Origin of the sequence: Pseudomonas helleri, from assembly GCF_001043025.1 — a bacterium.
Classification (GTDB): Bacteria; Pseudomonadota; Gammaproteobacteria; order Pseudomonadales; family Pseudomonadaceae; genus Aquipseudomonas; species Aquipseudomonas helleri.
On record NZ_JYLD01000020.1, the window covers coordinates 23111 to 45732 of the forward strand.

21 protein-coding genes are annotated in these 22622 nt (G+C 56.7%); 12 read left to right on the plus strand and 9 right to left on the minus strand.

Going from position 1 to position 22622, the window contains the following annotated elements; genetic code table 11:
• Nucleotides 1-93 precede the first annotated feature (93 nt).
• The 3 genes from TU84_RS23230 to cobM all read left to right on the plus strand — a co-directional run bounded on the left by TU84_RS23230 (nt 94) and on the right by cobM (nt 1756).
• Nucleotides 94-465 (plus strand): response regulator, encoded by a 372-nt coding sequence (locus TU84_RS23230; RefSeq protein WP_048373365.1) that lies wholly within the window; start codon nt 94-96, stop codon nt 463-465.
• Between the two features lie 55 nt (nt 466-520).
• The gene (locus TU84_RS23235) at nt 521-946 is read left to right on the plus strand and encodes a cobalamin biosynthesis protein (RefSeq protein WP_048373366.1); all 426 of its coding nucleotides are present in this window, start codon (nt 521-523) and stop codon (nt 944-946) included.
• A gap of 63 nt (nt 947-1009) precedes the next feature.
• Nucleotides 1010-1756, plus strand: coding sequence for a precorrin-4 C(11)-methyltransferase (cobM, locus tag TU84_RS23240; RefSeq protein ID WP_048373368.1), 747 nt, complete (start codon nt 1010-1012; stop codon nt 1754-1756).
• A 157-nt stretch (nt 1757-1913) separates the two neighbouring features.
• Here cobM and nfuA read toward each other — a convergent pair whose 3' ends face one another.
• Complete coding sequence (nfuA, locus tag TU84_RS23245) at nt 1914-2498, minus strand: Fe-S biogenesis protein NfuA (RefSeq protein WP_019409695.1); 585 nt, start codon at nt 2496-2498, stop codon at nt 1914-1916.
• 112 nt (nt 2499-2610) lie between these two features.
• On the minus strand, nt 2611-4908 hold the full coding sequence (locus tag TU84_RS23250) for a fatty acid cis/trans isomerase (RefSeq protein WP_048373370.1): 2298 nt from the start codon (nt 4906-4908) through the stop codon (nt 2611-2613).
• A 151-nt stretch (nt 4909-5059) separates the two neighbouring features.
• Between TU84_RS23250 and metH the strand changes: the two genes are divergently transcribed.
• A complete protein-coding gene (metH, locus tag TU84_RS23255) occupies nt 5060-8770 on the plus strand; it encodes a methionine synthase (protein WP_048373372.1) in 3711 nt (1236 codons plus the stop codon).
• Nucleotides 8771-8855: 85 nt separating this feature from the next.
• Here metH and gorA read toward each other — a convergent pair whose 3' ends face one another.
• Nucleotides 8856-10214, minus strand: coding sequence for a glutathione-disulfide reductase (gorA, locus tag TU84_RS23260; RefSeq protein ID WP_048373373.1), 1359 nt, complete (start codon nt 10212-10214; stop codon nt 8856-8858).
• A 135-nt stretch (nt 10215-10349) separates the two neighbouring features.
• Nucleotides 10350-11189: a UTP--glucose-1-phosphate uridylyltransferase GalU gene (gene galU, locus TU84_RS23265; RefSeq protein ID WP_048373375.1), complete on the minus strand. Its 840-nt coding sequence runs from the start codon at nt 11187-11189 to the stop codon at nt 10350-10352.
• Nucleotides 11190-11472: 283 nt separating this feature from the next.
• Between galU and TU84_RS25810 the strand changes: the two genes are divergently transcribed.
• Complete coding sequence (locus TU84_RS25810) at nt 11473-11658, plus strand: hypothetical protein (protein WP_082148795.1); 186 nt, start codon at nt 11473-11475, stop codon at nt 11656-11658.
• Nucleotides 11659-11707: 49 nt separating this feature from the next.
• Here the strand turns inward: TU84_RS25810 and TU84_RS23270 are convergent, their stop codons facing one another.
• From TU84_RS23270 to TU84_RS23280, 3 genes are all read right to left on the minus strand, one after another.
• Complete coding sequence (locus tag TU84_RS23270) at nt 11708-12625, minus strand: c-type cytochrome (protein ID WP_409348753.1); 918 nt, start codon at nt 12623-12625, stop codon at nt 11708-11710.
• A 5-nt stretch (nt 12626-12630) separates the two neighbouring features.
• Nucleotides 12631-13281 (minus strand): c-type cytochrome, encoded by a 651-nt coding sequence (locus TU84_RS23275; protein ID WP_048373378.1) that lies wholly within the window; start codon nt 13279-13281, stop codon nt 12631-12633.
• 184 nt (nt 13282-13465) lie between these two features.
• Nucleotides 13466-13819 (minus strand): hypothetical protein, encoded by a 354-nt coding sequence (locus TU84_RS23280; protein WP_048373380.1) that lies wholly within the window; start codon nt 13817-13819, stop codon nt 13466-13468.
• A gap of 210 nt (nt 13820-14029) precedes the next feature.
• Between TU84_RS23280 and TU84_RS23285 the strand changes: the two genes are divergently transcribed.
• From TU84_RS23285 to modC, 6 genes are all read left to right on the plus strand, one after another.
• On the plus strand, nt 14030-14332 hold the full coding sequence (locus TU84_RS23285) for a DUF1883 domain-containing protein (RefSeq protein WP_048373382.1): 303 nt from the start codon (nt 14030-14032) through the stop codon (nt 14330-14332).
• Between the two features lie 32 nt (nt 14333-14364).
• Nucleotides 14365-14529, plus strand: a complete 165-nt coding sequence (locus tag TU84_RS26230; protein ID WP_088500292.1) for a hypothetical protein — start codon at nt 14365-14367, stop codon at nt 14527-14529.
• A 5-nt stretch (nt 14530-14534) separates the two neighbouring features.
• Entirely contained in the window at nt 14535-15191 is a 657-nt protein-coding gene (alkB, locus tag TU84_RS23290; protein WP_048373383.1) for a DNA oxidative demethylase AlkB, read from the plus strand.
• Between the two features lie 113 nt (nt 15192-15304).
• Nucleotides 15305-16072 (plus strand): molybdate ABC transporter substrate-binding protein, encoded by a 768-nt coding sequence (modA, locus tag TU84_RS23295; RefSeq protein ID WP_048373385.1) that lies wholly within the window; start codon nt 15305-15307, stop codon nt 16070-16072.
• Complete coding sequence (gene modB, locus TU84_RS23300) at nt 16073-16753, plus strand: molybdate ABC transporter permease subunit (RefSeq protein WP_048373386.1); 681 nt, start codon at nt 16073-16075, stop codon at nt 16751-16753.
• 2 nt (nt 16754-16755) lie between these two features.
• On the plus strand, nt 16756-17844 hold the full coding sequence (gene modC / locus TU84_RS23305) for a molybdenum ABC transporter ATP-binding protein (RefSeq protein WP_048373388.1): 1089 nt from the start codon (nt 16756-16758) through the stop codon (nt 17842-17844).
• Here the strand turns inward: modC and TU84_RS23310 are convergent.
• Nucleotides 17836-19149, minus strand: a complete 1314-nt coding sequence (locus TU84_RS23310) for a Wzz/FepE/Etk N-terminal domain-containing protein (protein ID WP_088500415.1) — start codon at nt 19147-19149, stop codon at nt 17836-17838. The genes modC and TU84_RS23310 overlap by 9 nt on opposite strands.
• A gap of 342 nt (nt 19150-19491) precedes the next feature.
• On the opposite strand from TU84_RS23310, the gene TU84_RS23315 reads away from it, so the two are divergent.
• Nucleotides 19492-20427, plus strand: a complete 936-nt coding sequence (locus TU84_RS23315; protein WP_048373390.1) for a LysR family transcriptional regulator — start codon at nt 19492-19494, stop codon at nt 20425-20427.
• Nucleotides 20428-20490: 63 nt separating this feature from the next.
• Here TU84_RS23315 and TU84_RS23320 read toward each other — a convergent pair whose 3' ends face one another.
• Complete coding sequence (locus TU84_RS23320; RefSeq protein WP_048373392.1) at nt 20491-22593, minus strand: TonB-dependent siderophore receptor; 2103 nt, start codon at nt 22591-22593, stop codon at nt 20491-20493.
• Nucleotides 22594-22622 lie beyond the last annotated feature (29 nt).

The window sequence follows — 22622 nt, forward strand, 5'->3', positions numbered from 1 at the left end:
AAAACCGTACTTTGCTGGTGCTCAAGGCTATTCTTACCGGCCAGATGCCAGCGTGAAGGGTCCTGGATTTAAATTTTTATCGAGATCATGAATATGTCCGCAACGCCCTCCACCATTCTTGTAGTCGAAGACGACGCCATTGTTCGTATGCTGATCGTTGACGTGCTTGAAGAGTTGGAGTTCAACGTGCTTGAAGCCGATGGCAGCGAGTGCGCAATGGCATTTCTTGAAGACAAAGGCCAGCGCATTGACTTGATGATGACCGATGTCGGGCTACCCGGCATGGACGGTCATGCACTGGCTTGCAAAGCCCGTGAACTGTACCAGCAACTGCCCATTCTGTTTGCCAGCGGCTACGCCGAGACCCTCACTGTGCCTGAGGGCATGGCCGTCATTGGCAAGCCCTTCTCTATTGATCAGTTGCGCGTCAAGGTAAAGAGCATGTTGGTCCAGCCGCAAAGTTGACAGGCCAAACGCACCTCAACAACACTGCGCACCTCGTTTTGGCTCTGGAACAGTGATGCCGACTGCCACACACACCGCTTGCGCGATTATTGGCCTGGGATGCCGCCAGGGGTGCACTTGCGATGATTTATTGGCATTGGTTGAGCAATCTCTCGACAAGGCCGGGCTCACATTAGGCGCTGTCCAGGGCATCGCCAGCATCGACCTCAAGCGAGAAGAACCGGGACTTATCGAACTCTGCAGGCGGCTGAACCTGCCTTTTAATGTGTTCAACGCCGATCAGCTTGCCCCCTATGCCTCACAGCTCAGTCAGCGCTCCAAGGTTGTTTTCGAGCAAACCGGGTGCTGGGGTGTGGCCGAAAGTGCCGCATTGGCACTGGCCGAACAGCTGGGTGGCGCAGGCGCAACACTGCTTGTGACACGCCAGGCGTCCTCAGTGGCAACCTTTGCATTGGCCTGCACAGGGCAAATAACGCGATAATCCCCCGCCTCACTATGAGCGTTCTTCACGAACGGCTCTATTTCGACCTTTTCAGAGATTGCCATGACTGTTTACTTCATCGGTGCCGGGCCCGGCGACCCAGAGCTGATTACTGTCAAAGGCCAGCGTTTGATCCGTACCTGCCCGGTGATTATTTATGCCGGCTCGCTGGTGCCCACGGCCGTACTGGACGGCAATGGCGCTGAGCAGATCATCAACAGCGCTGAACTGCACCTTGAGCAAATCATCGATCTGATAAAAAGCGCCGACGCCAAAGGTCAGGACGTGGCCCGCGTGCACTCGGGTGATCCGAGCCTGTATGGCGCCATTGGCGAGCAAATTCGCTGCCTGCGTGAGCTGGGCATCGCCTTTGAAATCATTCCGGGCGTGACCGCCACCGCAGCATGCGCAGCCATACTGGGCGCCGAGCTGACGCTGCCGGACATCTCGCAAACAGTGATCCTGACCCGTTACGCGGAAAAAACCGTAATGCCGCCCGGTGAGGAACTGGCCAGCCTGGCGCAGCACGGCGCGACCATGGCGATTCATCTGGGGGTTAAAAACCTTGAAAGCATCGTTCGCGAACTGCAGCCGCATTACGGCAGCGACTGCCCGATTGCCGTGATTCACCGCGCCAGTTGGCCGGACCAGGATTGGGTACAAGGCACCCTTGAGGACATTCAGGCCAAAGTACAGGCCAAGGGATTCAGGCGCACCGCGTTGATTTTGGTCGGCCGTGTACTGGCCAGTGACAGCTTTGCCGAGTCCTCGCTGTACCGGGCCGGGCATGCGCATTTGTATCGACCCTAAGAACCCAAACCTGTAGGAGCGAGCTTGCCTCGCGATCTTTTAAGATCAACAGATCGCGAGGCAAGCTCGCTCCTACAAAGAAAGGGCATAAAAAAACGGTGCTCACGGGGCACCGTTTTTTTATTCACGTCGCAGCGAACACCCTGTTACTGATCACTCAGTAGTAGGCGTTTTCTTTCTGCGAGTGGTCGGTCACGTCACGCACACCCTTAAGCTCGGGCACGCGCTCAAGCAAGGTGCGCTCAATGCCTTCGCGCAGGGTTACGTCTGCCTGGCCGCAGCCCTGGCAGCCGCCACCGAACTTGAGCACGGCAATCCCGTCTTCAACCACTTCGATCAGGCTGACCTGACCACCGTGGCTCGCCAAACCGGGGTTGATCTCGGTTTGCAGGTAGTAGTTGATACGCTCGTTGATCGGGCTATCAGCGTTAACCATTGGCACTTTGGCGTTCGGCGCCTTGATGGTCAGCTGGCCACCCATGCGGTCTGTGGCGTAGTCCACCACCGCATCTTCGAGGAACGCTTCGCTGAACGAATCGATCCAGGCCGTGAAACTCTTCAGGCCAATGGCAGTATCTTCAGGCTTCACTTCATTGGGCTTGCAGTAGGCTATGCAAGTTTCAGCGTACTGGGTGCCCGGCTGGGTGATAAAGACGCGGATGCCGATACCCGGGGTGTTCTGCTTGGACAGCAGATCAGCCAGGTAATCGTGGGCGGCGTCGGTAATCGTTATGGCGCTCATGGAATCTCCTCGCAGACATGGGAGGCAGTTTACGCCAATCGGCGCGCCTGACAAAGTCCTAGTGTTTTTGTCAGGCAATCTGCCCTCTCTTGTTAAATTATTACCGGCCGCATTACAGGTTTTCGTAGCGATTCATGTCCAAAACACCCGCTTCAACCGGATCGGTCTCATTGATGTACTCGCCAATATCATGGAAGTACTGCCAGAACTGCGGGTTGCTGCGGCGAACGCCCCACCGCTCGACGATAGCCTCGAAGCTTTTCTGATCTTTGGATTGCTCCATCGCTTCGACAAACGCCTCAACATCAGTTGCCGGAATGTTGAACATGAAGTTCGGGTAACTGCTGAGCACGCCCGGGAAAATAGTCAGCGTGTCCAGCCCGGGTTGCAGGCGGTAGGCCTCGCCAAGCATAAAGGCCACGTTGCTGTGGGCACGGTTGCGCAACATGCTGTACATCTCGCGGCCACCGTTGTTGCCTTCAATGCGCAGCATGGTCGCTTCTGGCAATTGATTGATGACCGCCAGCCCCGCTGCCGGACGCGCAGTCAGACGGCTGAGTGATTGCTCGGCGAACTGGAACTCCTGTGCAATATCAGGTCGCGAGCAATAAGCGCCGGTGCAGCGGTTAATCGGATCCGGGTTGGCATTCAAGGTGCCGGCGCGGTCAATCAACTTGAGGGCAAAGTCACGCTTGGGATCAGTCGGGTCGAGGATCATGCCGGTTGGCGTGCTGGTGTCGATTTTTTCGTAATCCAGCCACATCTTGATCTTGCCGCTGTTCTGGTACCAGTCACTGAGGATGCTGGCGCGCGAGTCTGCCGGCATCAGGCGCAAAAAGTTGGCCTCAGCACCGTTACGGATCAAGTCAAAGTACAACCGCGTCTGAGCCTGATGCGAAACGTTGCCGAACACATCAAAGTTGACCGCCAACTGATAGTAGGTGCGCTCGAGCAACGGGAAGTCGAACAGCCACATCGTCTGCGGCACTTCACCGATCAAGCCCTTGGTAACGCTGGCGCTGTCAAAGTGCCGGAAGATCGTCAGCAACGCATTGTCATTGCCCGCCCACAGAGTTGCCCAGCTGGGAGGCGGCATGTCAGCGTAAGCATCTTGACGCAGTTTGACGTATTCATTGCGCTTGTCACGGAAGCTGTGCCACAGCGAAAGAACACTGCCGACGTCATCGTTCTGCCCCGGCATCGCCAGCAATGGCGTTGCTTCGCCCCGATAGGCCGCATCGGTGATATAGCGGTCATGGGCAGGCTCCTGGAACAGCGCCCAGAAGTTGTCCCGGATCACGTCCGTGGCAATTTGCCCGCGGCACACTGGCCCGCGAATAAAGGTGCGCACAAAATACTCGGCGTTATCGAGCATGAACTGATAACGCGCCACGGCCGGGATCGCTTCAAAGGTTTCAAACGGGTTGGCGCGGCTGCGCGGACCGTAACCCGGCAGCGAAGTGGCATGCCAGTCGCCGCTATAAAACAGCTGCTTGACCCGCTCAAGCTTTTGCTTGCCCATCGGGTAAGTGATGTGGGTTTTGTGTACGATCACGCCTTGTACCGGCATTAATCGGTAATAGAACGTGGTGCCCGGATCATCATTTGGACGGCGGGTGGCGATCAGGTCAATCGGCTGACCGCTCGGCGTGCGCGAACGCACCCACTGGAAGAAATGCCCCGGTACGCCGTTGTCAAAATACGTATGGGCGAGAAACAAGTGTTCGAACAACCAACGCCCGACCAACGTCTCTGTTGAGCCCGGACGATTGAGCAGCGCTTCCCATTCGGCAATCTGCGCCGCTTCGCCTGCGCTTGGCTTGATAGCGTGCTGGTCAACCGGTGCGCCTTGCTTGAGCCAGGTCTGCACGGTTTGGTATTGCTTGTCGGTGAGGCCAGTCACGGCCAGGGGCATGCCTTCTTTAGGGTGTTTTTGCGCGTAGGCATCGAACTCGCCCGGCGCCGGGCATGAGTTATCTCTGTTGAGCCCCAGGACGATTTCTTCTGGCAACTTGGCATTGGGCGTCAGTGGCGTGTTATGGCCCAGTTCAAGCATCCGTTCCATCAAGGCCGCTTGCGCGCCTTGCGCATCGAGCACCGAGTAAAAGCCTTTGCGGCGCCACTCATCCGGGCCGCTGGCATCGTAGAAAATCCGCGTGGGTGCTACAGGTGTAGTGCGGTCACCTTTATAGACAGGCACTTTACTGGCGCCACGGGTCGCGCCCTCGGCACTGCCCAGGTTGAGCTGGCAGGCGGCGTCGTTGCACGCATGGCAGGCCACGCATTTTTCGGTAAGGATCGGCTGTATGTCCCGTGTGTAGGATATAGCCGGACTCGCCAGCGGGGCTTGTCCCAGCGCTGTACTACACACCACCAGCGTCACGGCGCCAGTGAGTAGGCGAAAAAACATGTGCCATTGTCCTGATATTGAAATGTCGCGATTCTACCCGTGCTACACGCCTTTCAACATGAGCTGAATTCATGCAAATCTTCCGGCGCTCAAATTAGGCGCAGGTTTGTTATGATTTACCATCTTTTGCATGGCTCTAACAGGTAGTCCTATGTCTGACCGCAGCGCTCGTATCCAAGCACTTCAGCAAGCCCTCAAAGAGCGCATTCTGATTCTCGATGGCGGCATGGGTACTATGATCCAAAGCTACCGCCTTGAGGAACACGACTATCGTGGCACGCGTTTTGCCGATTGGCCGAGCGATGTCAAAGGCAACAACGACCTTTTGGTCATCACCCGCCCGGATGTCATTGGCTCGATTGAAAAAGCCTACCTGGATGCCGGTGCCGACATTCTCGAAACCAACACCTTCAACGCCACTCAGGTTTCCCAGGCCGACTATGGCATGCAGGCCCTCGCCTACGAGCTAAACGTAGAAGGCGCACGCCTTGCGCGCAAGGTGGCCGACGCCAAGACCCTCGAAACCCCGGACAAACCGCGTTTTGTTGCGGGCGTGCTCGGCCCGACCAGCCGTACCTGCTCGCTGTCGCCAGACGTGAACAACCCCGGCTACCGCAACGTTACCTTCGATGAACTGGTAGAAAACTACACAGAGGCCACCAAGGGCCTGATCGAAGGCGGCGCAGACCTGATTCTGATCGAAACCATTTTCGACACCTTGAACGCCAAGGCGGCGATCTTTGCCGTGCAAGGCGTGTTCGAAGAGCTGGGCTTTGAGCTGCCGATCATGATTTCCGGCACCATCACTGATGCCTCCGGTCGCACGCTGTCGGGCCAGACCACCGAAGCGTTCTGGAACTCCGTGAGCCACGCCAAGCCGATTTCGGTGGGTTTGAACTGCGCACTGGGCGCCAGCGAACTGCGCCCGTACCTCGAAGAGTTGTCGAACAAGGCCGACACCCACGTCTCGGCTCACCCCAACGCGGGTTTGCCAAACGAGTTCGGCGAGTACGATGAACTGCCTGCACAAACCGCCAAGGTGATTGAAGAGTTCGCCCAAAGCGGCTTTTTGAACATTGTCGGCGGCTGCTGCGGTACCACGCCGGGCCACATCCAGGCCATCGCCAATGCCGTGGCCGGTTACGCGCCGCGCCAGATCCCGGACATCCCGAAGGCTTGCCGCCTGTCGGGCCTTGAGCCGTTCACCATTGATCGCAGTTCGTTGTTCGTCAACGTCGGCGAACGTACCAACATCACCGGTTCTGCGCGCTTTGCCCGCCTGATCCGTGAAGACAACTACACCGAAGCCCTCGAAGTGGCCCTGCAACAAGTTGAAGCCGGTGCGCAGATCATCGACATCAACATGGACGAAGGCATGCTGGATTCGAAGAAGGCGATGATTACCTTCCTCAACCTGATTGCCGGCGAGCCGGATATCTCCCGCGTACCGATCATGATCGACTCCTCCAAGTGGGACGTGATTGAAGCGGGCCTCAAGTGCATTCAGGGCAAAGGCATCGTCAACTCGATCAGCATGAAAGAAGGCGTCGAGCAGTTCATCCACCACGCCAAACTGTGCAAGCGCTATGGCGCTGCCGTGGTGGTGATGGCATTTGACGAAGCGGGCCAGGCTGACACCGAAGCACGCAAAAAAGAGATCTGCAAACGCTCCTACGACATTCTGGTCAATGAAGTCGGCTTCCCGCCGCAAGACATCATCTTCGACCCGAACATCTTCGCCGTGGCCACCGGCATTGAAGAGCACAACAACTATGCAGTGGACTTCATCAACGCCTGCGCCTACATCCGCGATGAACTGCCGTATGCCCTGACCTCGGGCGGTGTGTCCAACGTATCGTTCTCGTTCCGTGGCAACAACCCGGTGCGTGAGGCGATCCACTCGGTGTTCCTGCTGTACGCCATTCGCAGCGGCCTGACCATGGGTATCGTTAACGCCGGGCAACTGGAAATCTACGACCAGATCCCGGTTGAACTGCGCGATGCCGTCGAAGATGTGGTGCTCAACCGCACCCCGGACGCCACGGACAACCTGTTGGCGATTGCCGACAAGTACAAGGGCGATGGCAGCGTCAAAGAGGCCGAGACCGAAGAATGGCGCAGCTGGGACGTCAACAAGCGTCTGGAGCACGCACTGGTCAAGGGCATCACCACCCATATCGTCGAAGACACCGAAGAGTCGCGCCTGTCCTTCAGCCGCCCGATTGAGGTGATTGAAGGCCCGCTGATGTCGGGCATGAATATCGTCGGCGACCTGTTTGGCGCGGGCAAAATGTTCCTGCCGCAGGTGGTGAAGTCCGCCCGCGTGATGAAACAGGCGGTGGCCCACCTGATCCCGTTTATCGAACTGGAAAAAGGCGACAAGCCAGAAGCCAAAGGCAAGATCCTCATGGCCACGGTGAAAGGCGATGTGCATGACATCGGCAAGAACATCGTAGGTGTGGTGCTGGGTTGTAACGGCTACGACATCGTTGACCTGGGCGTTATGGTGCCTGCGGAAAAAATCCTGCAAGTAGCCAAAGAACAGAAATGCGACATCATCGGCTTGTCCGGTCTGATTACTCCGTCACTGGATGAAATGGTGCACGTCGCCCGTGAAATGCAGCGCCAGGACTTCCATCTGCCGCTAATGATCGGCGGCGCCACAACTTCCAAGGCGCACACTGCGGTCAAGATCGAACCCAAGTATCAAAATGATGCTGTGGTTTACGTCACCGACGCCTCGCGGGCCGTGGGCGTGGCTACCCAGCTGCTGTCCAAGGAACTCAAGGCCGGTTTTGTCGAGAAAACCCGCGAAGAGTACGTTGAGGTGCGCGAGCGCACGGCAAACCGCAGCGCCCGCACCGAACGCTTGAGCTATGCCGCATCGATTGCCAAGAAGCCGCAGTTCGACTGGGCCACCTACCAGCCCGTCAAACCGACGTTCACGGGCGCCAAGGTGCTGGACAATATCGACCTCAAGGTGCTGGCTGAGTACATCGACTGGACGCCGTTCTTTATCTCTTGGGACCTGGCCGGCAAGTTCCCGCGCATCCTCGACGACGAAGTGGTCGGCGAAGCGGCAAGAGCGTTGTACGCCGACGCGCAAGAGATGCTGAAAAAACTGATTGATGAAAAGCTGATCAGTGCGCGGGCGGTCTTTGGTTTCTGGCCTGCCAACCAGGTTAACGATGACGATCTGGAGCTCTACGGTGACGACGGCAAACCTTTGGCCAAGCTGCATCACCTGCGCCAACAAATCATCAAGACCGATGGCAAACCAAACTTCTCGCTGGCCGACTTTGTTGCGCCAAAAGACAGCGGCGTGACCGACTACGTGGGCGGCTTTATCACCACCGCGGGGATCGGCGCCGAAGAAGTGGCCAAGGCCTACCAGGATGCAGGCGACGACTACAACTCGATCATGGTCAAGGCCCTGGCCGACCGTTTGGCCGAGGCTTGCGCCGAGTGGCTGCACCAACAAGTGCGGACAAACTACTGGGGCTATGCCAAGGATGAGCACCTGGACAACGAGGCGTTGATCAAAGAGCAGTACAGCGGCATCCGCCCTGCTCCCGGCTACCCGGCGTGCCCGGACCACACTGAAAAAGCGACGTTGTTTGCCTTGCTGGACCCAGAAGCACAAGAAATGCGTGCAGGCCAGAGCGGCGTGTTCCTGACCGAGCACTACGCAATGTTCCCGGCAGCTGCGGTGAGCGGCTGGTACTTCGCGCACCCGCAAGCGCAGTACTTTGCTGTAGGTAAAGTCGATAAAGACCAGATCGACAGCTACACCGCGCGTAAAGGTCAGGACCTGAACGTGACCGAACGCTGGCTGGCGCCTAACCTTGGCTACGACAACTAAGTAAAAACCCTGTAGGAGCGAGCTTGTCTCGCGATCTTTTGAGTGTTTAAAAGATCGCGAGGCAAGCTCGCGCCTACAAAGGGATTTACCGTTTAACTGGCGTGCGCATGGTGACGAATTCTTCAGCCGCCGTCGGGTGGACGCCGATGGTTTCGTCAAAATGCTGTTTGGTTGCACCGGCTTTCAAGGCAATCGCCAGTCCCTGCACGATCTCCCCCGCCTCTGGCCCTACCATGTGGCAGCCCAGCACTTTATCGGTGTCGGCATCGACCACCAGCTTCATCAACGTACGCTCCTGACACTCGGTCAGGGTCAGTTTCATTGGGCGGAAGCTGCTCTCGAAGATCTGCACCTTGTGCCCGTCTTCGATGGCCTGTTCTTCGCTCAGCCCTACCGTACCGATGTTCGGCAAACTGAACACCGCAGTCGGGATCATGCGGTAATCCACGGGGCGATATTGCTCAGGCTTGAACAGACGCCGCGCAACCGCCATGCCTTCGGCCAAAGCCACTGGCGTGAGTTGCACACGGCCAATCACGTCACCAATCGCCAGAATCGACGGTTCGGTGCTCTGGTACAGGTCATCGACTTGCACAAAGCCGCGCTTGTCGAGTTTGACCCCGGTATTTTCCAGCCCGAGGTTGTCGAGCATCGGACGGCGCCCCGTCGCGTAGAACACGCAATCGGCTTCTAGCTCACGGCCGTCTTTAAGGGTGGCCTTGAGGCTGCCATCTGCCTGCTTGTCGATGCGTGCAATGTCTGCGTTGAACTGCACGTCCATGCCGCGCTTGGTCAGCTCTTCATGCAGGTGTTTGCGCACTGCGCCGTCAAAGCCACGCAGGAACATGTCACCGCGGTACAACAACGACGTCTGGGCGCCCAGGCCGTGGAAGATCCCGGCGAACTCCACGGCGATGTAGCCGCCACCCACCACCAGCACGCGCTTGGGCAGTTCTTTGAGGAAGAACGCTTCGTTGGAGCTGATTGCCAGCTCATGCCCCGGAATCTCCGGGATCTGCGGCCAGCCGCCCGTTGCGATCAGGATATGTTTGGCCGTATGACGCTGGCCATTGACTTCAACCTCATTCGGTCCGGTCAGTTTTGCGTGACCTTCCATCAGGGTGACGCCACTGTTGACCAGCAGGTTGCGGTAAATACCGTTGAGGCGGTGGATTTCGCGATCTTTGTTGGCGATCAGGGTCGCCCAGTCAAAATTCGCTTCACCCAGGCTCCAGCCAAAGCCGGACGCTTGCTCGAAGTCTTCGGCGAAGTGCGCACCGTAGACCAGCAGCTTTTTCGGCACGCAGCCCACGTTCACGCAGGTACCGCCCAGATAACGGCTTTCTGCTACCGCCACTTTGGCCCCAAAACCCGCAGCAAAGCGTGCAGCACGCACACCACCGGAACCCGCACCAATTACAAACAAATCAAATTCGTAGGCCATTTCTCTCTCCTAGGCAGGCCATCAGCATAATCGCTCCAGCGCGATTGACCAGCGCCGACGGTTAACGCGAGGCAAATAAACGACAAAGCCACCCGAAGGTGGCTTTGTCTTGCAACGTTCTACACGCAGGCTCTGTTAGTAAGCCTTGCCGGTTTTGTAGAAGTTTTCGAAGCAGAAGTTGGTTGCTTCGATGTAGCCTTCAGCACCACCGCAGTCGAAACGCTTGCCTTTGAATTTGTAGGCAATCACGCAACCGTTTTGCGCCTGTTTCATCAGGGCGTCGGTGATCTGGATCTCGCCACCTTTACCCGGCTCGGTCTGCTTGATCAGGTCGAAGATGTCCGGAGTCAGGATGTAGCGGCCGATGATGGCCAGGTTCGATGGCGCGTCTTCCGGTGCTGGTTTTTCAACCATGTTGCGCACGCGGTACAGGTCATCACCAATCAGGTCGCCAGCGATGACGCCGTACTTGTTGGTTTCTTGCGGGTCAACTTCCTGGATCGCGATGATGGTGCAACGGTACTGGTTGTACAGTTTGACCATCTGCGTCAGTACGCCGTCGCCTTCCAGGTTTACGCACAGGTCATCTGCCAGTACCACGGCAAACGGCTCGTCGCCGATCAGCGGGCGGCCAGTCAAAATGGCGTGGCCCAGGCCTTTCATTTCGGTTTGACGGGTGTACGAGAACGAACACTGATCCAGCAGGCGACGGATGCCTACCAGGTATTTTTCTTTGTCAGTGCCCTTGATCTGGTTTTCCAGCTCATAGCTGATGTCGAAGTGGTCTTCCAGTGCGCGTTTGCCACGTCCTGTGACGATAGAAATTTCATTCAAGCCAGCGTCCAGTGCTTCTTCAACCCCGTACTGGATCAGTGGCTTGTTCACCACCGGCAGCATTTCTTTTGGCATGGCCTTGGTCGCTGGCAAAAAGCGAGTGCCGTAACCGGCTGCTGGGAACAAGCATTTCTTGATCATATGAGTCCTTAAAAGGGCTGTACGTTCGAATTTTGGCGCAGTCTAATCAGGCGGCATCGACGTTACAATGCCCCGAATAGCAAACTGATGCCAACCTAGATGAATTTTTAGCCAACAAGTTCATTAATTACTTATTTTTCAACTACTCATCGACTGGGTGAAGCGGTTAACACGCCTGCAGCTGCTCCAGGCAGATTGCGGCCAAACGCCATATCACGAGGCCAACGCCCTCGATTGACGGTATTATTGCCGCTGTTTTCGATTCTTAAAGGTCCCAGCTTCGATGTCAGCCACAAAAAGCGTCAACGGTTACCTGATAAAAAATGTCAGTTCAAAAGAATGGTGGATGGTCGCTCCATCAGGCGAACACGTCGCGGGACCATTCTCCTCGGAAAAAGCCGCAATCGAGGTTGCCGAAGTCTTTGAAGACCTTGCTGGGCCAGCACCTCGCGGGCGCAGCAAGGATTGAGCATAGACGCTTCTGCCGCCAACGTTTCACACGTGGGCGGCAGCCTTGTTTACTGGGTACCGACGCCTATCAGCACGCCATTAAGGGTCTGCCCGTAAGCATTCACACCATCATTGGCGTGGTACTTGAGTCGGGTTTTCTCGACCGAGCCTTCTACCAGACGCGGATCCTGCGGCCGCTCATGGGTATTGATGTAGGCGGCCACATCCCACGCTTGTTCATCGCTCAAACTGTTGGCCTTGCCCAGCGGCATGTTGTGTTTGATGAATGAGGCCGCGGTGTTGATCCGGTGCATGCCGGCCCCCCAGTTGTAAGACTCCTTGCCCCACAGCGGCGGCATCACGTAATCAGCGCCAACCTTTTGCCCCTGGCCATTATCGCCATGACAAATCGCACACTGGTCCTTATAGACCGCAGCGCCTCGTGCCAGGTCGTAGCCCCCGGTGGGCTGCGCAACATCCGGGTAACCACGCCCCGGCAATTCGACACCCACCGGCGCTTTGGTCGATAACCAATAGGCATACACCGACAATGCGGTGATCTCACGACTGTCGGCCGCAGGGGGTGTTCCGCCATTCATGCTGAACTGAAAACAGCCCTGCAAACGCTCTGCAAAGGTGTTGACCTTGTCGTTCTTCTTTCGATAGGCCGGGTACATCGGGTAAGCGCCCCATAGTGGCGCCGAATTAGCCATGCGCCCCTGATCCAGGTGGCAGTTGGTACAGTTCAGGCCATTGCCCACGAACTGTGGGGCTTGGCGCTTGGTATCGACAAACAGCGCATAACCGTCTTTAACCATTTTTCCGTAAGCGTTATCCGGCAGTTCGCTTTCCAGCGGCGGCTGGAAATACTCCGGGCCGTGGCCACTCACCGGTGGGATTTTGATCTGGCTTTGATCGTCCATGGCGATCGTGGCGGCCAGGGCGACAGGGCTCAATAGCATTGACAGCGCGCAAGCAGGCATCATGCTTTTCATGGCGCGACCTCCTTGTGGCCCACGGTTGAGAAATACTCGGCCACGGCTTTGACTTCGTCTTCGCTCATGGCCTTGGCGATATGGCCCATCAAGTCGTTGGGGTCATTCTTGCGCGAGCCATCGCGCCAGGCATTCAACTGCGCCACCAGATACAGCGCAGGCTGATTGGCCAGTGGCGGGAAAGCACTGCCCACCCCTGCCCCGCCCGGCCCATGACAACTCACGCACTCCGGGATTTGCCGATCCCAGGCGCCACGCAATGCCAGCGTTTCCCCCACGCCTTCAGGCATGCTGCTGCGGTTGATCGGCGGGACCGGCGGCGCCGGCATCGCAGTAATAGCCTGGGTGACCAAGGCAATTTCGTCGTCAGTCAAGGCCTTGGCCAGCGGCTGCATCACGGGACTGACACGTTTGCCACTTTGGAAGTCGTGAAGCTGTTTGCTCAGGTAGTCAGCAGATATACCGGCTAATCGCGGAAAACCTGCAGGTGCCAGCCCCATGCCATCAGCCCCGTGGCAAGCCACACACGCCAGGGCACCGGGCTGTGCCCCGCCCTGCAGGTAAATGTTGGCAGAGGTTTGCGCCTGTACGCTATTGAGCGTGAGCAGCACTACGCCGCCCAACAGCGCTCGGTTAAGTGGAATCATGACCCACCCCATTATTGTTATAAGTTTAGGCCTAAAAAATATAAGCCTTATGGAGCGTAGGGGAATTCCGACAGAGTCACAACCAATGAGCAAAGGAACCCGGCAAACAGGCATAAAAAAACCTGACACGGCCTTGAGCCGCTGTCAGGTTTTATGGAGAACGCGGGCTGATCAGGTGCCTGCGTTATTCTCCAGAAATACAATGTGTAGCTGACTGACGAATGTCCCCCGGGCGAACCGGCACATTGGACATGCTTTCATAGACCTTGATGCTGCTGCCGCCTGAACGCTCTTCGATATCAATGACCGCCGTTGGATTGGAGGTCAGCTTTTGCGGCACGATAATCCTCAGCCCATCTTTGTGCGGCTCGATCTGTGGGTCGTTACGAGTTTTGGACAACTGTTGCACCAGGCATTGAGCATAGGCGTCCGGTTTTTTGCCCGAAATAACATTCAGGGTAGGAATCGTGTGTTCGATATCCGTCACTGAAGCACAGCCACCCAACGCCAGCACCGCCACCAAAACGCCCCACTTCATACAATTCCTCCGTTAAAGACCCTAAGACAGTAAATCTTTAACTTTGCTCCCTGATGTCAGGGAATAAGTTTTCAACAGTGGCCAATTATCTGCCTTTTACGTCAGACTCGCCTGAACCACGGCATAATAAGCGCCTTTAGACCCAAGCTTGGACTAAAGCACGTGCTATCGTGCTGATTTTTTGGCAAAAGCCCCCTTTTTGGAGCCCACATGAAGTTCATTCACCAGCGCGAGCACCTTAACGAAGACGACATTGTCGTTATCGAGTGCTCCCAGCCCTGCAACATCCGCCTGATGAGCGATGCGCACTTTCGCAGCTTCAAGAATGGCGGGCGCCACTCTTATCACGGCGGCGCATTCAAAGACTTCCCGGCTCGCATCACTGCGCCAAGCACCGGTTTCTGGAACATTACCATCGATACGGTAACCACCCGTGCCATCAGCGTGACCCGCAAGCCCTCGTTCAAGCCTACGATCAAGATCGTACGTCGCTCGACCTCCAAGCTGCGCTAAGCCTGACACCTCTTTAATAGACAGGAAATATTGTGGACACCGTTAAATACGTCATCAAGTACAAGCTCAGCGACGAACGCCGCTTTGACTTTGCCCAGCTCAAAACCGGCAGCGAAGAAGAAGCACGTGAAGCACTGAAAAAGCTCCACGGTGATACCGAGGTATTTACCGACATCAAGGTCAGCAAGGCGCTCTAAGCCCGATGACGCTCGACCTGTTTGGCGAAGAAGACCTGCAGCAGCCTGCCCGGATCGAACGCATCGGTGCGCAGGCGTTTGTGCTTCGCGGCTTCGCCCTGCCGTGGGTCGAGGCACTGTTAAGCGCTCTTGAGGCCGTGTTGCAGCAATCGCCCTTCAGGCACATGCAAACCCCCGGCGGTTTTACCATGTCGGCCCGTTTAAGCAGTTGCGGTGATTTGGGCTGGACCTCGGACGGCCACGGCTACCGCTACAGCCCTGTTGATCCGGTCAGCGCGACGCCCTGGCCGCACATGCCAGAGGCCTTTTTCGACATCGCTGCTGGCGCCGCGAGCGCGGCTGGTTTTGCAGGTTTTGTACCTGATGCAGGGCTGATTAATACCTACAGTCCCGGCGCAAAAATGTCCCTGCATCAGGACAAGAACGAACGTTGTTACGATGCCCCCATCGTTTCGATTTCTCTGGGCCTGCCTGCGGTCTTCCAATTTGGCGGCTTTCAGCGCAGTGACCCGGCGCAGAGGATCTCTCTGTTTCATGGCGATGTGGTGGTGTGGGGCGGCGTCGATCGCTTGCGTTTCCATGGCGTACTGCCGATAAAACCGGGCAACCATCCTGAGTTGGGCGAGCAGCGCATCAATATCACCCTGCGCAAGGCAGGCTGAGGCATAGCACAGGGCTATATATTTTTTTATATACCGTCTATCTTCCTCTAGCCCGACCAAAACCAACCCAACAATTCGGGCAGCTCACGCTTCTAAAGGAATGGAGTTACGCCATGAATCTTCGCGCTCGACACTTTGCCCCCTCCGCGCTTGCGGCACTGATTGGATGTTTTGCGTTTACTTCAGCGCAGGCCGATGACGTTCAGGTAGCCGTCGCGGCCAACTTCACCGCGCCGATTCAGGCCATCGCCAAAGACTTTGAAAAAGACACCGGGCACAAAGTGATCGCTGCGTATGGCGCCACAGGTCAGTTCTACACCCAGATCAAAAATGGCGCCCCGTTTGAAGTCTTCCTGGCAGCCGACGACAGCACGCCAGAAAAACTCGAAAAAGAAGGCGATATTGTCCCGGGCTCACGTTTCACTTACGCCATCGGCACGCTGGCAATGTGGTCAGCCAAAGACGGCTACATCAATGGCACTGACGAAGTGCTGAAGCAAAACCAGTTCAAACACCTGTCTATCGCCAACCCTAAAGCGGCCCCTTATGGCCTCGCGGCCACGCAAGTGCTGGCAAAACTGGGGCTGACTGACGCGGTCAAAGGCAAGATTGTTGAAGGCCAGAATATCACCCAGGCCTATCAATTCGTCTCGACGGGCAATGCCGAGTTGGGTTTTGTCGCCCTGTCGCAGATCTATAAAGACGGCAAAGTCAGCGAAGGTTCCGCCTGGCTGGTGCCAGAAGCCTTGCACGACCCGATCAAACAGGACGCGGTGATCCTGAAGAAGGGTGAGAATAATCCCGCTGCCAAAGCCCTGGCTGAATACCTGAAAGGCCCTAAAGCGGCGGCCATTATCAAATCCTACGGTTATCAGCTGTAAATGCCGCTCTCGAGTGCTGACTTTGCGGCCATCTGGCTGACCCTGAAGCTGGCGTCACTGACCACGGTCATTCTGCTGCTGGTCGGCACTCCGATCGCCCTGTGGCTCGCGCATACCCGATCACGGCTGCGCGGCCCGATTGGCGCTATCGTGGCCTTGCCGCTGGTGCTGCCGCCCACCGTCATCGGTTTTTATCTGTTACTGGCGATGGGCCCGCACGGCTATGTCGGGCAGCTCACCCAGGCCATGGGGCTGGGAACGCTGACCTTCAGTTTTGCCGGGCTGGTGATCGGCTCAGTGATTTATTCAATGCCCTTTGTCGTTCAGCCTTTGCAGAACGCATTCACCGCCATCGGTCCCAGACCTCTGGAAGTTGCCGCCACGTTGCGGGCCAATCCTTGGGATTGTTTTTTTACCGTGGTGCTACCGCTCGCACGCCCCGGCTTTATCACTGCAGCGATTCTGGGCTTTGCCCACACGGTCGGTGAGTTTGGCGTGGTGCTGATGATTGGCGGCAATATCCCGGAAAAAACCCGCGTGGTTTCCGTGCAAATCTACGACCACGTTGAAGCACTGGAATATGCCCAGGCGCACTGGCTGGCAGGCGCCATGGTGGTGTTTTCATTTCTGGTGCTGTTGGCGCTGTACTCAAGCCGCAAATCTCAAAGCACCTGGAGTTGAACATGAGTTCACACATCACTGTTCGGCTGCAGCTCAGCTATTCCGGTTTTTCGCTGGACCTGGACGTGCAATTGCCCGGTAAAGGGGTGACGGCTTTGTTTGGTCACTCGGGGTCTGGCAAGACCACCTGCCTGCGCTGTATCGCCGGTCTGGAGCGGGCTGAACATGCCTTCGTGCAGATCAATGACGAAGTCTGGCAGGACAGCCACAACAAGCTGTTTGTCCCGGTTCATAAACGGTCATTGGGGTATATCTTTCAAGAAGCCAGCCTGTTCCCGCACCTCTCGGTGCGCGCCAACCTTGAATTCGGCCTGAGTCGCATCCCGCGCCAGGCACGGCGGGTAGAACTGGCCCACGCGGCCGACCTGCTGGGCATCACTCATCTGCTGGAACGTGCCCCCAATCACTTGTCGGGTGGCGAGCGTCAGCGGGTCGGTATTGCCCGCGCCTTGTTGACCAGCCCCAAACTGTTGCTGATGGACGAGCCGCTCGCCGCACTCGACAGCCAGCGCAAGGCCGAGATCCTGCCCTACCTTGAGCGCCTGCATGCCGAACTGGATATACCGGTGCTGTATGTCAGCCACTCGCAGGATGAAGTCGCGCGTCTGGCAGACCACATCGTGCTCTTGAGTGAAGGCAAGGCTTTGGCCAGCGGGCCTATCGGTGACATTCTGGCCAGGCTTGATCTGCCGCTGTCGCAGGGCGATGACGCGGGCGTGGTAATCGAAGGCACGGTGTGTGAATACGATGCGCAGTATCAATTACTGACCCTGCAACTGCCAAACAGTACTCAATGCTTGCGGGTTGCCCATGCGCCACTGGCGGTGGGTCAGGCCCTACGGGTAAAGGTGCAGGCCCGCGACATCAGCCTGAGCCTCCATCGCAGTGAACACAGCAGTATCCTCAACAGCCTGCAAGCCACTTTCATCAGCGAAACTGCGACAGACAACCAAGCCCATGTGCTGGTGCGTCTGGACATCGCCGGTAGCGCCCTGCTGGCCCGTATTACCCGCTACTCCCGTGACCAGCTTGACCTGCAGCCGGGGCAAAGCATCTGGCTGCAGATCAAATCTGTTGCGGTTTTAGCTTGATTGCTTTAGCTCTTCACGGCGGCGGACATTGAAGTAACGCACCGTGGTAATACCCAGGCCCAACAAACCACCGAGGAACAAGCCCAGCACAATGGTCAGGGCTTTTTTCGGCTTGAGCGCGCTGACAGGCGTCTGCGCCTTACGGTCAATACTGACCAGGCCCAACGCACTCATGTCGGTATTCAAATTACCCAGGCGGACGATCTCTGCACGCAAGGGCTCGATATTTTTCAGGTAGACGTCTTCATTCGCGCGTTTGCCGAGTTGCTCAACCTCGCGATTGACCTCCAGCAACTTCAGCTTTTTGTCGATCTCCAGAACCCTTTTGTCGGTAAAGTCGTCGGAAGTCCGCTTGAGCAACACGGCGCGTTCAGCTTGCAGTGCTTGAGTGCCCAAAAAGTACAGCGGCGTATCCAGGGAGGTGATGTCTGTGCGAATCACCCGTGATCCGCCGGCAGCACTCTCGCCCATTGCATAAGGCGTGGTCGGGCGGGAAATGCCCAAGGTACTGGCAATGCTGATGGCTTCATCCAGTTGATCAATGCGCGCTTCACGCATGGCCTTGAGTTGCAGGCGCAGGGCCTGCAATTCGTCCTTCAAGGTAGCGCGCTTTAACTCATCGTCTTCTTCAAGCGTGGCAATCTTGGCTTCTTTGTCTGACTGGTAGCCCAAACGCGCGGCGCTGATCTTCTCTCTCAGCTCTTTCTGCCGGTTATTAATAATGGTCTTGAGGTCAGAGCTGATTTGCGCACGCTGGTTATCGATTGCGTAAGCAACAAACCCATTGATGATATCGACACCCAGAACCGATTGGGGATAGGTCAGCTCCAGCTTGATAGACGGGCTCAAGGCATCAGGGTTTTTGACGCCGACTTGGGTCAGGTTGATCGAGTCCCGGTTAAACACCTCAAAGCTTTGTTCAAGCGTCATACCCTCTTTTTCAAGTGGCTTGAACAAATCCTGATGGCTGCGGAAGAAGCTCAGGCGCGTCTCATAGGAATCCAGCGCTGCACCGACTTTCAATAGCGCTTCATTTGGTGGGAGCTTGTAGACCTCTGAACGGTTCAAGGCATCCAGTTCATTAATCTCTGCGGGGCGCAGCACGGTGCTTGCCTGATAAATTGGCTGCACAACCAAGACGTAGCCTAGTGCAATGGCGCCAGCGATTGCTGAAGTAGTCGCAATAAATTTCTTTTGCTGCCAAAAAAAAGAAAACAAGTCGACCAGGTCAATTTCGGGGCTGGAGGCTTTAGGCCGCGGATGCTCAGTGTTTTTCAAAAAATAGGCGCCTTGTGAGTAGTACATCTAGTTCAGCTGGCCTCTTTGATTGAGGCATGAAAGAGCTGAGCAAAAACAGAATAAACGTCTGACAGATTCTTGTACGAAAAGATCCCAATCCATAAGAATCAAGCACATACGATGACAAAATCAAGTAACGCGAAACCACGGGCTGCACACTTTTTGTGGCAGAGCCTCATAGCCTTTTGTTTTATAAGAGAATTTTTTTACGGCAAAAAAGAATATTCCTACAGCGCACAATGATTTGTCATCTAAAACCGGTGAGCACGCCAACACGGCATCTTTCAGCGCTCTGTGTAATGATTGCCATCACCAAAAAGCACGCCTACGTGTGGGGTTACAAGAAGCATGGATATTTTTCAGGCGATGCGAGTGTTCGTGCGCGTAGTCGAGACAGGCAGTTTTACCGCAGCGGCTCAGGCGCTGGGCTATTCAACCGCGCAAACTTCTCGTTTGCTGTCTGAACTTGAATCTTCACTACAAGCACGCTTGTTGCAGCGCAGCACCCGTCGCCTGGCCCTGACCGAAGTCGGCATGCGTTATCTGGAACGTTGCCGACTGATTCTCGGAGAAATTGAAGACGCCAATGCTGAAGCCGGAGGGGCGCACCTGATACCCCGTGGCCATTTGCGCGTGCAATCCACCACGGGCATCGGGATTCAGTTGCTGGCCCCCTTGGTCGCCAGGTACGCCGAGCTTTACCCGCAAGTGAATGTCGACTTGACTCTGTCGCAACGCCAGCCAGACCTGTTTGAAGAAGGCCACGACGTGGTCATTACCTTGTCAGCTCATCTGCCTGACTCCGAGCTGGTGGGCCAAGATTTGGGGCGTATTTACAGCGTGCTCAGTGCCGCCCCTTCCTACCTGGAAAAACACGGCATCCCGCAAACCCCGGAACAACTGAGCGAGCATCGTTGCTTGCACCTTGTCGACCCTTTGTTCACCGACAGCTGGACGTTCCGTGATGAACAGGGTGAGCGTTCGATTCGTCCGGGTGAAGTGTTTCGGGTCAACGTGGCCGAGGCCATGGCCAAAGCTGCCGAAGCGGGGCTGGGTGTTTGCCTGATGCCGGACTACGTGAGCATGGCGTCCTACCTCAGCGGCTCATTGGTCCGCCTGCTGCCGCAATACCGCCTGCATGAGAAAAGCATCTATGCGCTCTACCCTTCGCGCCGCTTTCTGGATGCAAAGGTTAAAACGTGGGTCGAGTTCTTGAAAAACGAAATCCCGAAGGTGCTGCAAGAACACCAGGCCATCGTCGATGACCCGGCGCACTGGGCTTGAGCCCATCCTTCAGACAGGCGTGAGCCTTGCCCTGAGGAGGAGCAAAAGTCAGCCAGTTGCGAGTTAGAAGTTATAACTCAGCGATGCCGTCACGTTGCGCGATGCGCCGTAGAAGCCGGAACCACCGCTGTACAGGCTCATCAGGTATTTGCGGTTGGCCACGTTATTCAGATTGAGCGCGGTACTCCAGTGTTTGTCGATGTCGTAACTGGCCATCAGGTCGACCAAAGCATAAGCGTTCTGGCGAATACGGCTGTCGCCGTCGACCTGGATCGCACTTTGCCACGCGACCCGGGTGCCAACCTTGGCCTGCGGTAAACCGGGCAGTTGGTAAGTCAGGCTGCCACGCACGGTGTGCGCCGGGACGTATTGGCGCGCTTTGTCGCCGTCGGGATCTTCGATATGCACATAGGTGTAACCCCCCAGCACCTGTAACCCGGTCGCCAATTGGCCGCTGGCTTCGAGCTCTACGCCGCGGCTTTTATAGTCTTCGCTCTGGTAAACCGATTGTGCGCCGATCATCTCGCCCGTCGCTTCAGCAACGTTACGTTGGTCGGTCTTGAACACGGCAGCCGAGACATCGAGCTTCTGCTCCAGCACGCTGCCCTTGACCCCGACTTCATAGCTTTTACCTTCAAGCGGCTCAAGTACCTTGCCCGCGGAGTCCACCACGTATTGCGGATTGAAGATTTTGGTGTAACTGGCGTAGACCGAGTATTGCGCGTTGAGGTCGTAGACCAACCCGGTGTACGGCGTCACTTTGCCGTGAATGCGCACGTCACGCGGCGAGCCATAATCGGTGCCTTCACTGTCGACGCTGAGCATGCGCGCACCGGCGATCCAGTGCAGTTGGTCGGTGAGGTTGAAACGAGCACCGGCGTACACGCTTTTTTGTCGATCGGTGAAGCTGGCCATTTTTGTATCGTTGTCGGTGTATGACAGCTCAGGACGCGGGACGTGGCCACCCAGGGTCTGGTCCAGATCGGCCGGCATCATCTCGTCAATGCTGTTGTAGTAGCCGCGCTCATGGTGGCGCGAGCGCCCGTAGTTCATGCCGACCGTCACTTCATGTTCGCGACCGCCCAGACTGAACGGACCGCTCAGTTGCGCCTCGCCAAGCAATTGTCTTTCGTTGACATTGGTGTGGCTCGGATCGGCCAGCCAGGGCTGCTGATCATCGTTGGCCATCAAGTAATACATGTTGGCCGACTGCCGCTGATCCACTGCAGTGACGTTTAACGTGCTCTTCCAGCCATTACCGAAGTCGTGGGTCAACTCGGCGAAGGTTCGCAACGTGTGCACGTCCCAATAGGTCCAGTCCTGGCCGACGCTGGAGCCACGGCGGCTGTAATGGATCAGATTGCCTTCAGCATCGACCAGAGGCAGGCCACCCCAACTGCTGCCGTTGGAATTGCTCTTGTTGTCAGAAACACCCAGCGTGAGCGTATCTGCGTCACTCAAGTCGAAAGCCAGCATACCGCTGAGGACGTTCTTCTCACGTGAATAACGATCAAGATAGGAATTGCCGGTTTCGTTGGCATAGATAAAGCGACCGCGCACGTTACCTGCGTCGCTCAGCGGGCCAGACACGTCGACATCGACCCGACGGGTGTCCCATGAGCCGGCCGACACCTTCAATTGGGCCTGGGGTGTGGCCGTCGGGCGTTTGCGAATAAAGTTGACCGTGGCCGAAGGGTTGCCCGTGCCGCTCATCAACCCGTTGGCGCCATGCAGAATATCGACCTGCTGGTACTCTGCCATGTCCAGATCGCCGTTGAGCAAGCCCGCGCTAAACGGCGCACCCATGCCATCGTACTCAAAGTTACTGATGTCGAAACCGCGTGAGGTGAAGTTGGTGCGGTCTGTTTCATATTGCTCGACAGTCACCGAGGGAGCGCTGCGCAATGCATCCTTGACGCTATTGAGGTTGAAATCATTCAACTGCTCGCGTGACAACGTGGTCACGCCCTGTGGAGTTTCCTTGGCCGTCAGGCCCATTCGCGTGGTACTGCTGTTGACAGGTTGTTGGTAGTCGCTCGGCGATATGTCGCTTTCGGCACTGGCCTGAACTTCGGTTTGGGGCAGGGTTAACGCGTCGGCGTGGGCAGCAGGCACTGCAGCCCATGCGGCGGCCAGCAGGGCTGAGACAGGCAGAATTGATTTCAAAATAGCGGATCCATAAGTGCAAATGCGCC

Excerpts from the sequence above, each read along its gene's own strand:
- TU84_RS23230 (WP_048373365.1), top strand. The coding sequence starts at position 94 with ATGTCCGCAACGCCCTCCACCATTCTTGTAGTCGAAGACGACGCCATT.
- TU84_RS23235 (WP_048373366.1), top strand. The coding sequence starts at position 521 with ATGCCGACTGCCACACACACCGCTTGCGCGATTATTGGCCTGGGATGC.
- cobM (WP_048373368.1), top strand. The coding sequence starts at position 1,010 with ATGACTGTTTACTTCATCGGTGCCGGGCCCGGCGACCCAGAGCTGATT.
- nfuA (WP_019409695.1), bottom strand. The coding sequence starts at position 2,498 with ATGAGCGCCATAACGATTACCGACGCCGCCCACGATTACCTGGCTGAT.
- TU84_RS23250 (WP_048373370.1), bottom strand. The coding sequence starts at position 4,908 with ATGTTTTTTCGCCTACTCACTGGCGCCGTGACGCTGGTGGTGTGTAGT.
- metH (WP_048373372.1), top strand. The coding sequence starts at position 5,060 with ATGTCTGACCGCAGCGCTCGTATCCAAGCACTTCAGCAAGCCCTCAAA.
- gorA (WP_048373373.1), bottom strand. The coding sequence starts at position 10,214 with ATGGCCTACGAATTTGATTTGTTTGTAATTGGTGCGGGTTCCGGTGGT.
- galU (WP_048373375.1), bottom strand. The coding sequence starts at position 11,189 with ATGATCAAGAAATGCTTGTTCCCAGCAGCCGGTTACGGCACTCGCTTT.
- TU84_RS25810 (WP_082148795.1), top strand. The coding sequence starts at position 11,473 with ATGTCAGCCACAAAAAGCGTCAACGGTTACCTGATAAAAAATGTCAGT.
- TU84_RS23270 (WP_409348753.1), bottom strand. The coding sequence starts at position 12,625 with ATGATGCCTGCTTGCGCGCTGTCAATGCTATTGAGCCCTGTCGCCCTG.
- TU84_RS23275 (WP_048373378.1), bottom strand. The coding sequence starts at position 13,281 with ATGATTCCACTTAACCGAGCGCTGTTGGGCGGCGTAGTGCTGCTCACG.
- TU84_RS23280 (WP_048373380.1), bottom strand. The coding sequence starts at position 13,819 with ATGAAGTGGGGCGTTTTGGTGGCGGTGCTGGCGTTGGGTGGCTGTGCT.
- TU84_RS23285 (WP_048373382.1), top strand. The coding sequence starts at position 14,030 with ATGAAGTTCATTCACCAGCGCGAGCACCTTAACGAAGACGACATTGTC.
- alkB (WP_048373383.1), top strand. The coding sequence starts at position 14,535 with ATGACGCTCGACCTGTTTGGCGAAGAAGACCTGCAGCAGCCTGCCCGG.
- modA (WP_048373385.1), top strand. The coding sequence starts at position 15,305 with ATGAATCTTCGCGCTCGACACTTTGCCCCCTCCGCGCTTGCGGCACTG.
- modB (WP_048373386.1), top strand. The coding sequence starts at position 16,073 with ATGCCGCTCTCGAGTGCTGACTTTGCGGCCATCTGGCTGACCCTGAAG.
- modC (WP_048373388.1), top strand. The coding sequence starts at position 16,756 with ATGAGTTCACACATCACTGTTCGGCTGCAGCTCAGCTATTCCGGTTTT.
- TU84_RS23310 (WP_088500415.1), bottom strand. The coding sequence starts at position 19,149 with ATGTACTACTCACAAGGCGCCTATTTTTTGAAAAACACTGAGCATCCG.
- TU84_RS23315 (WP_048373390.1), top strand. The coding sequence starts at position 19,492 with ATGGATATTTTTCAGGCGATGCGAGTGTTCGTGCGCGTAGTCGAGACA.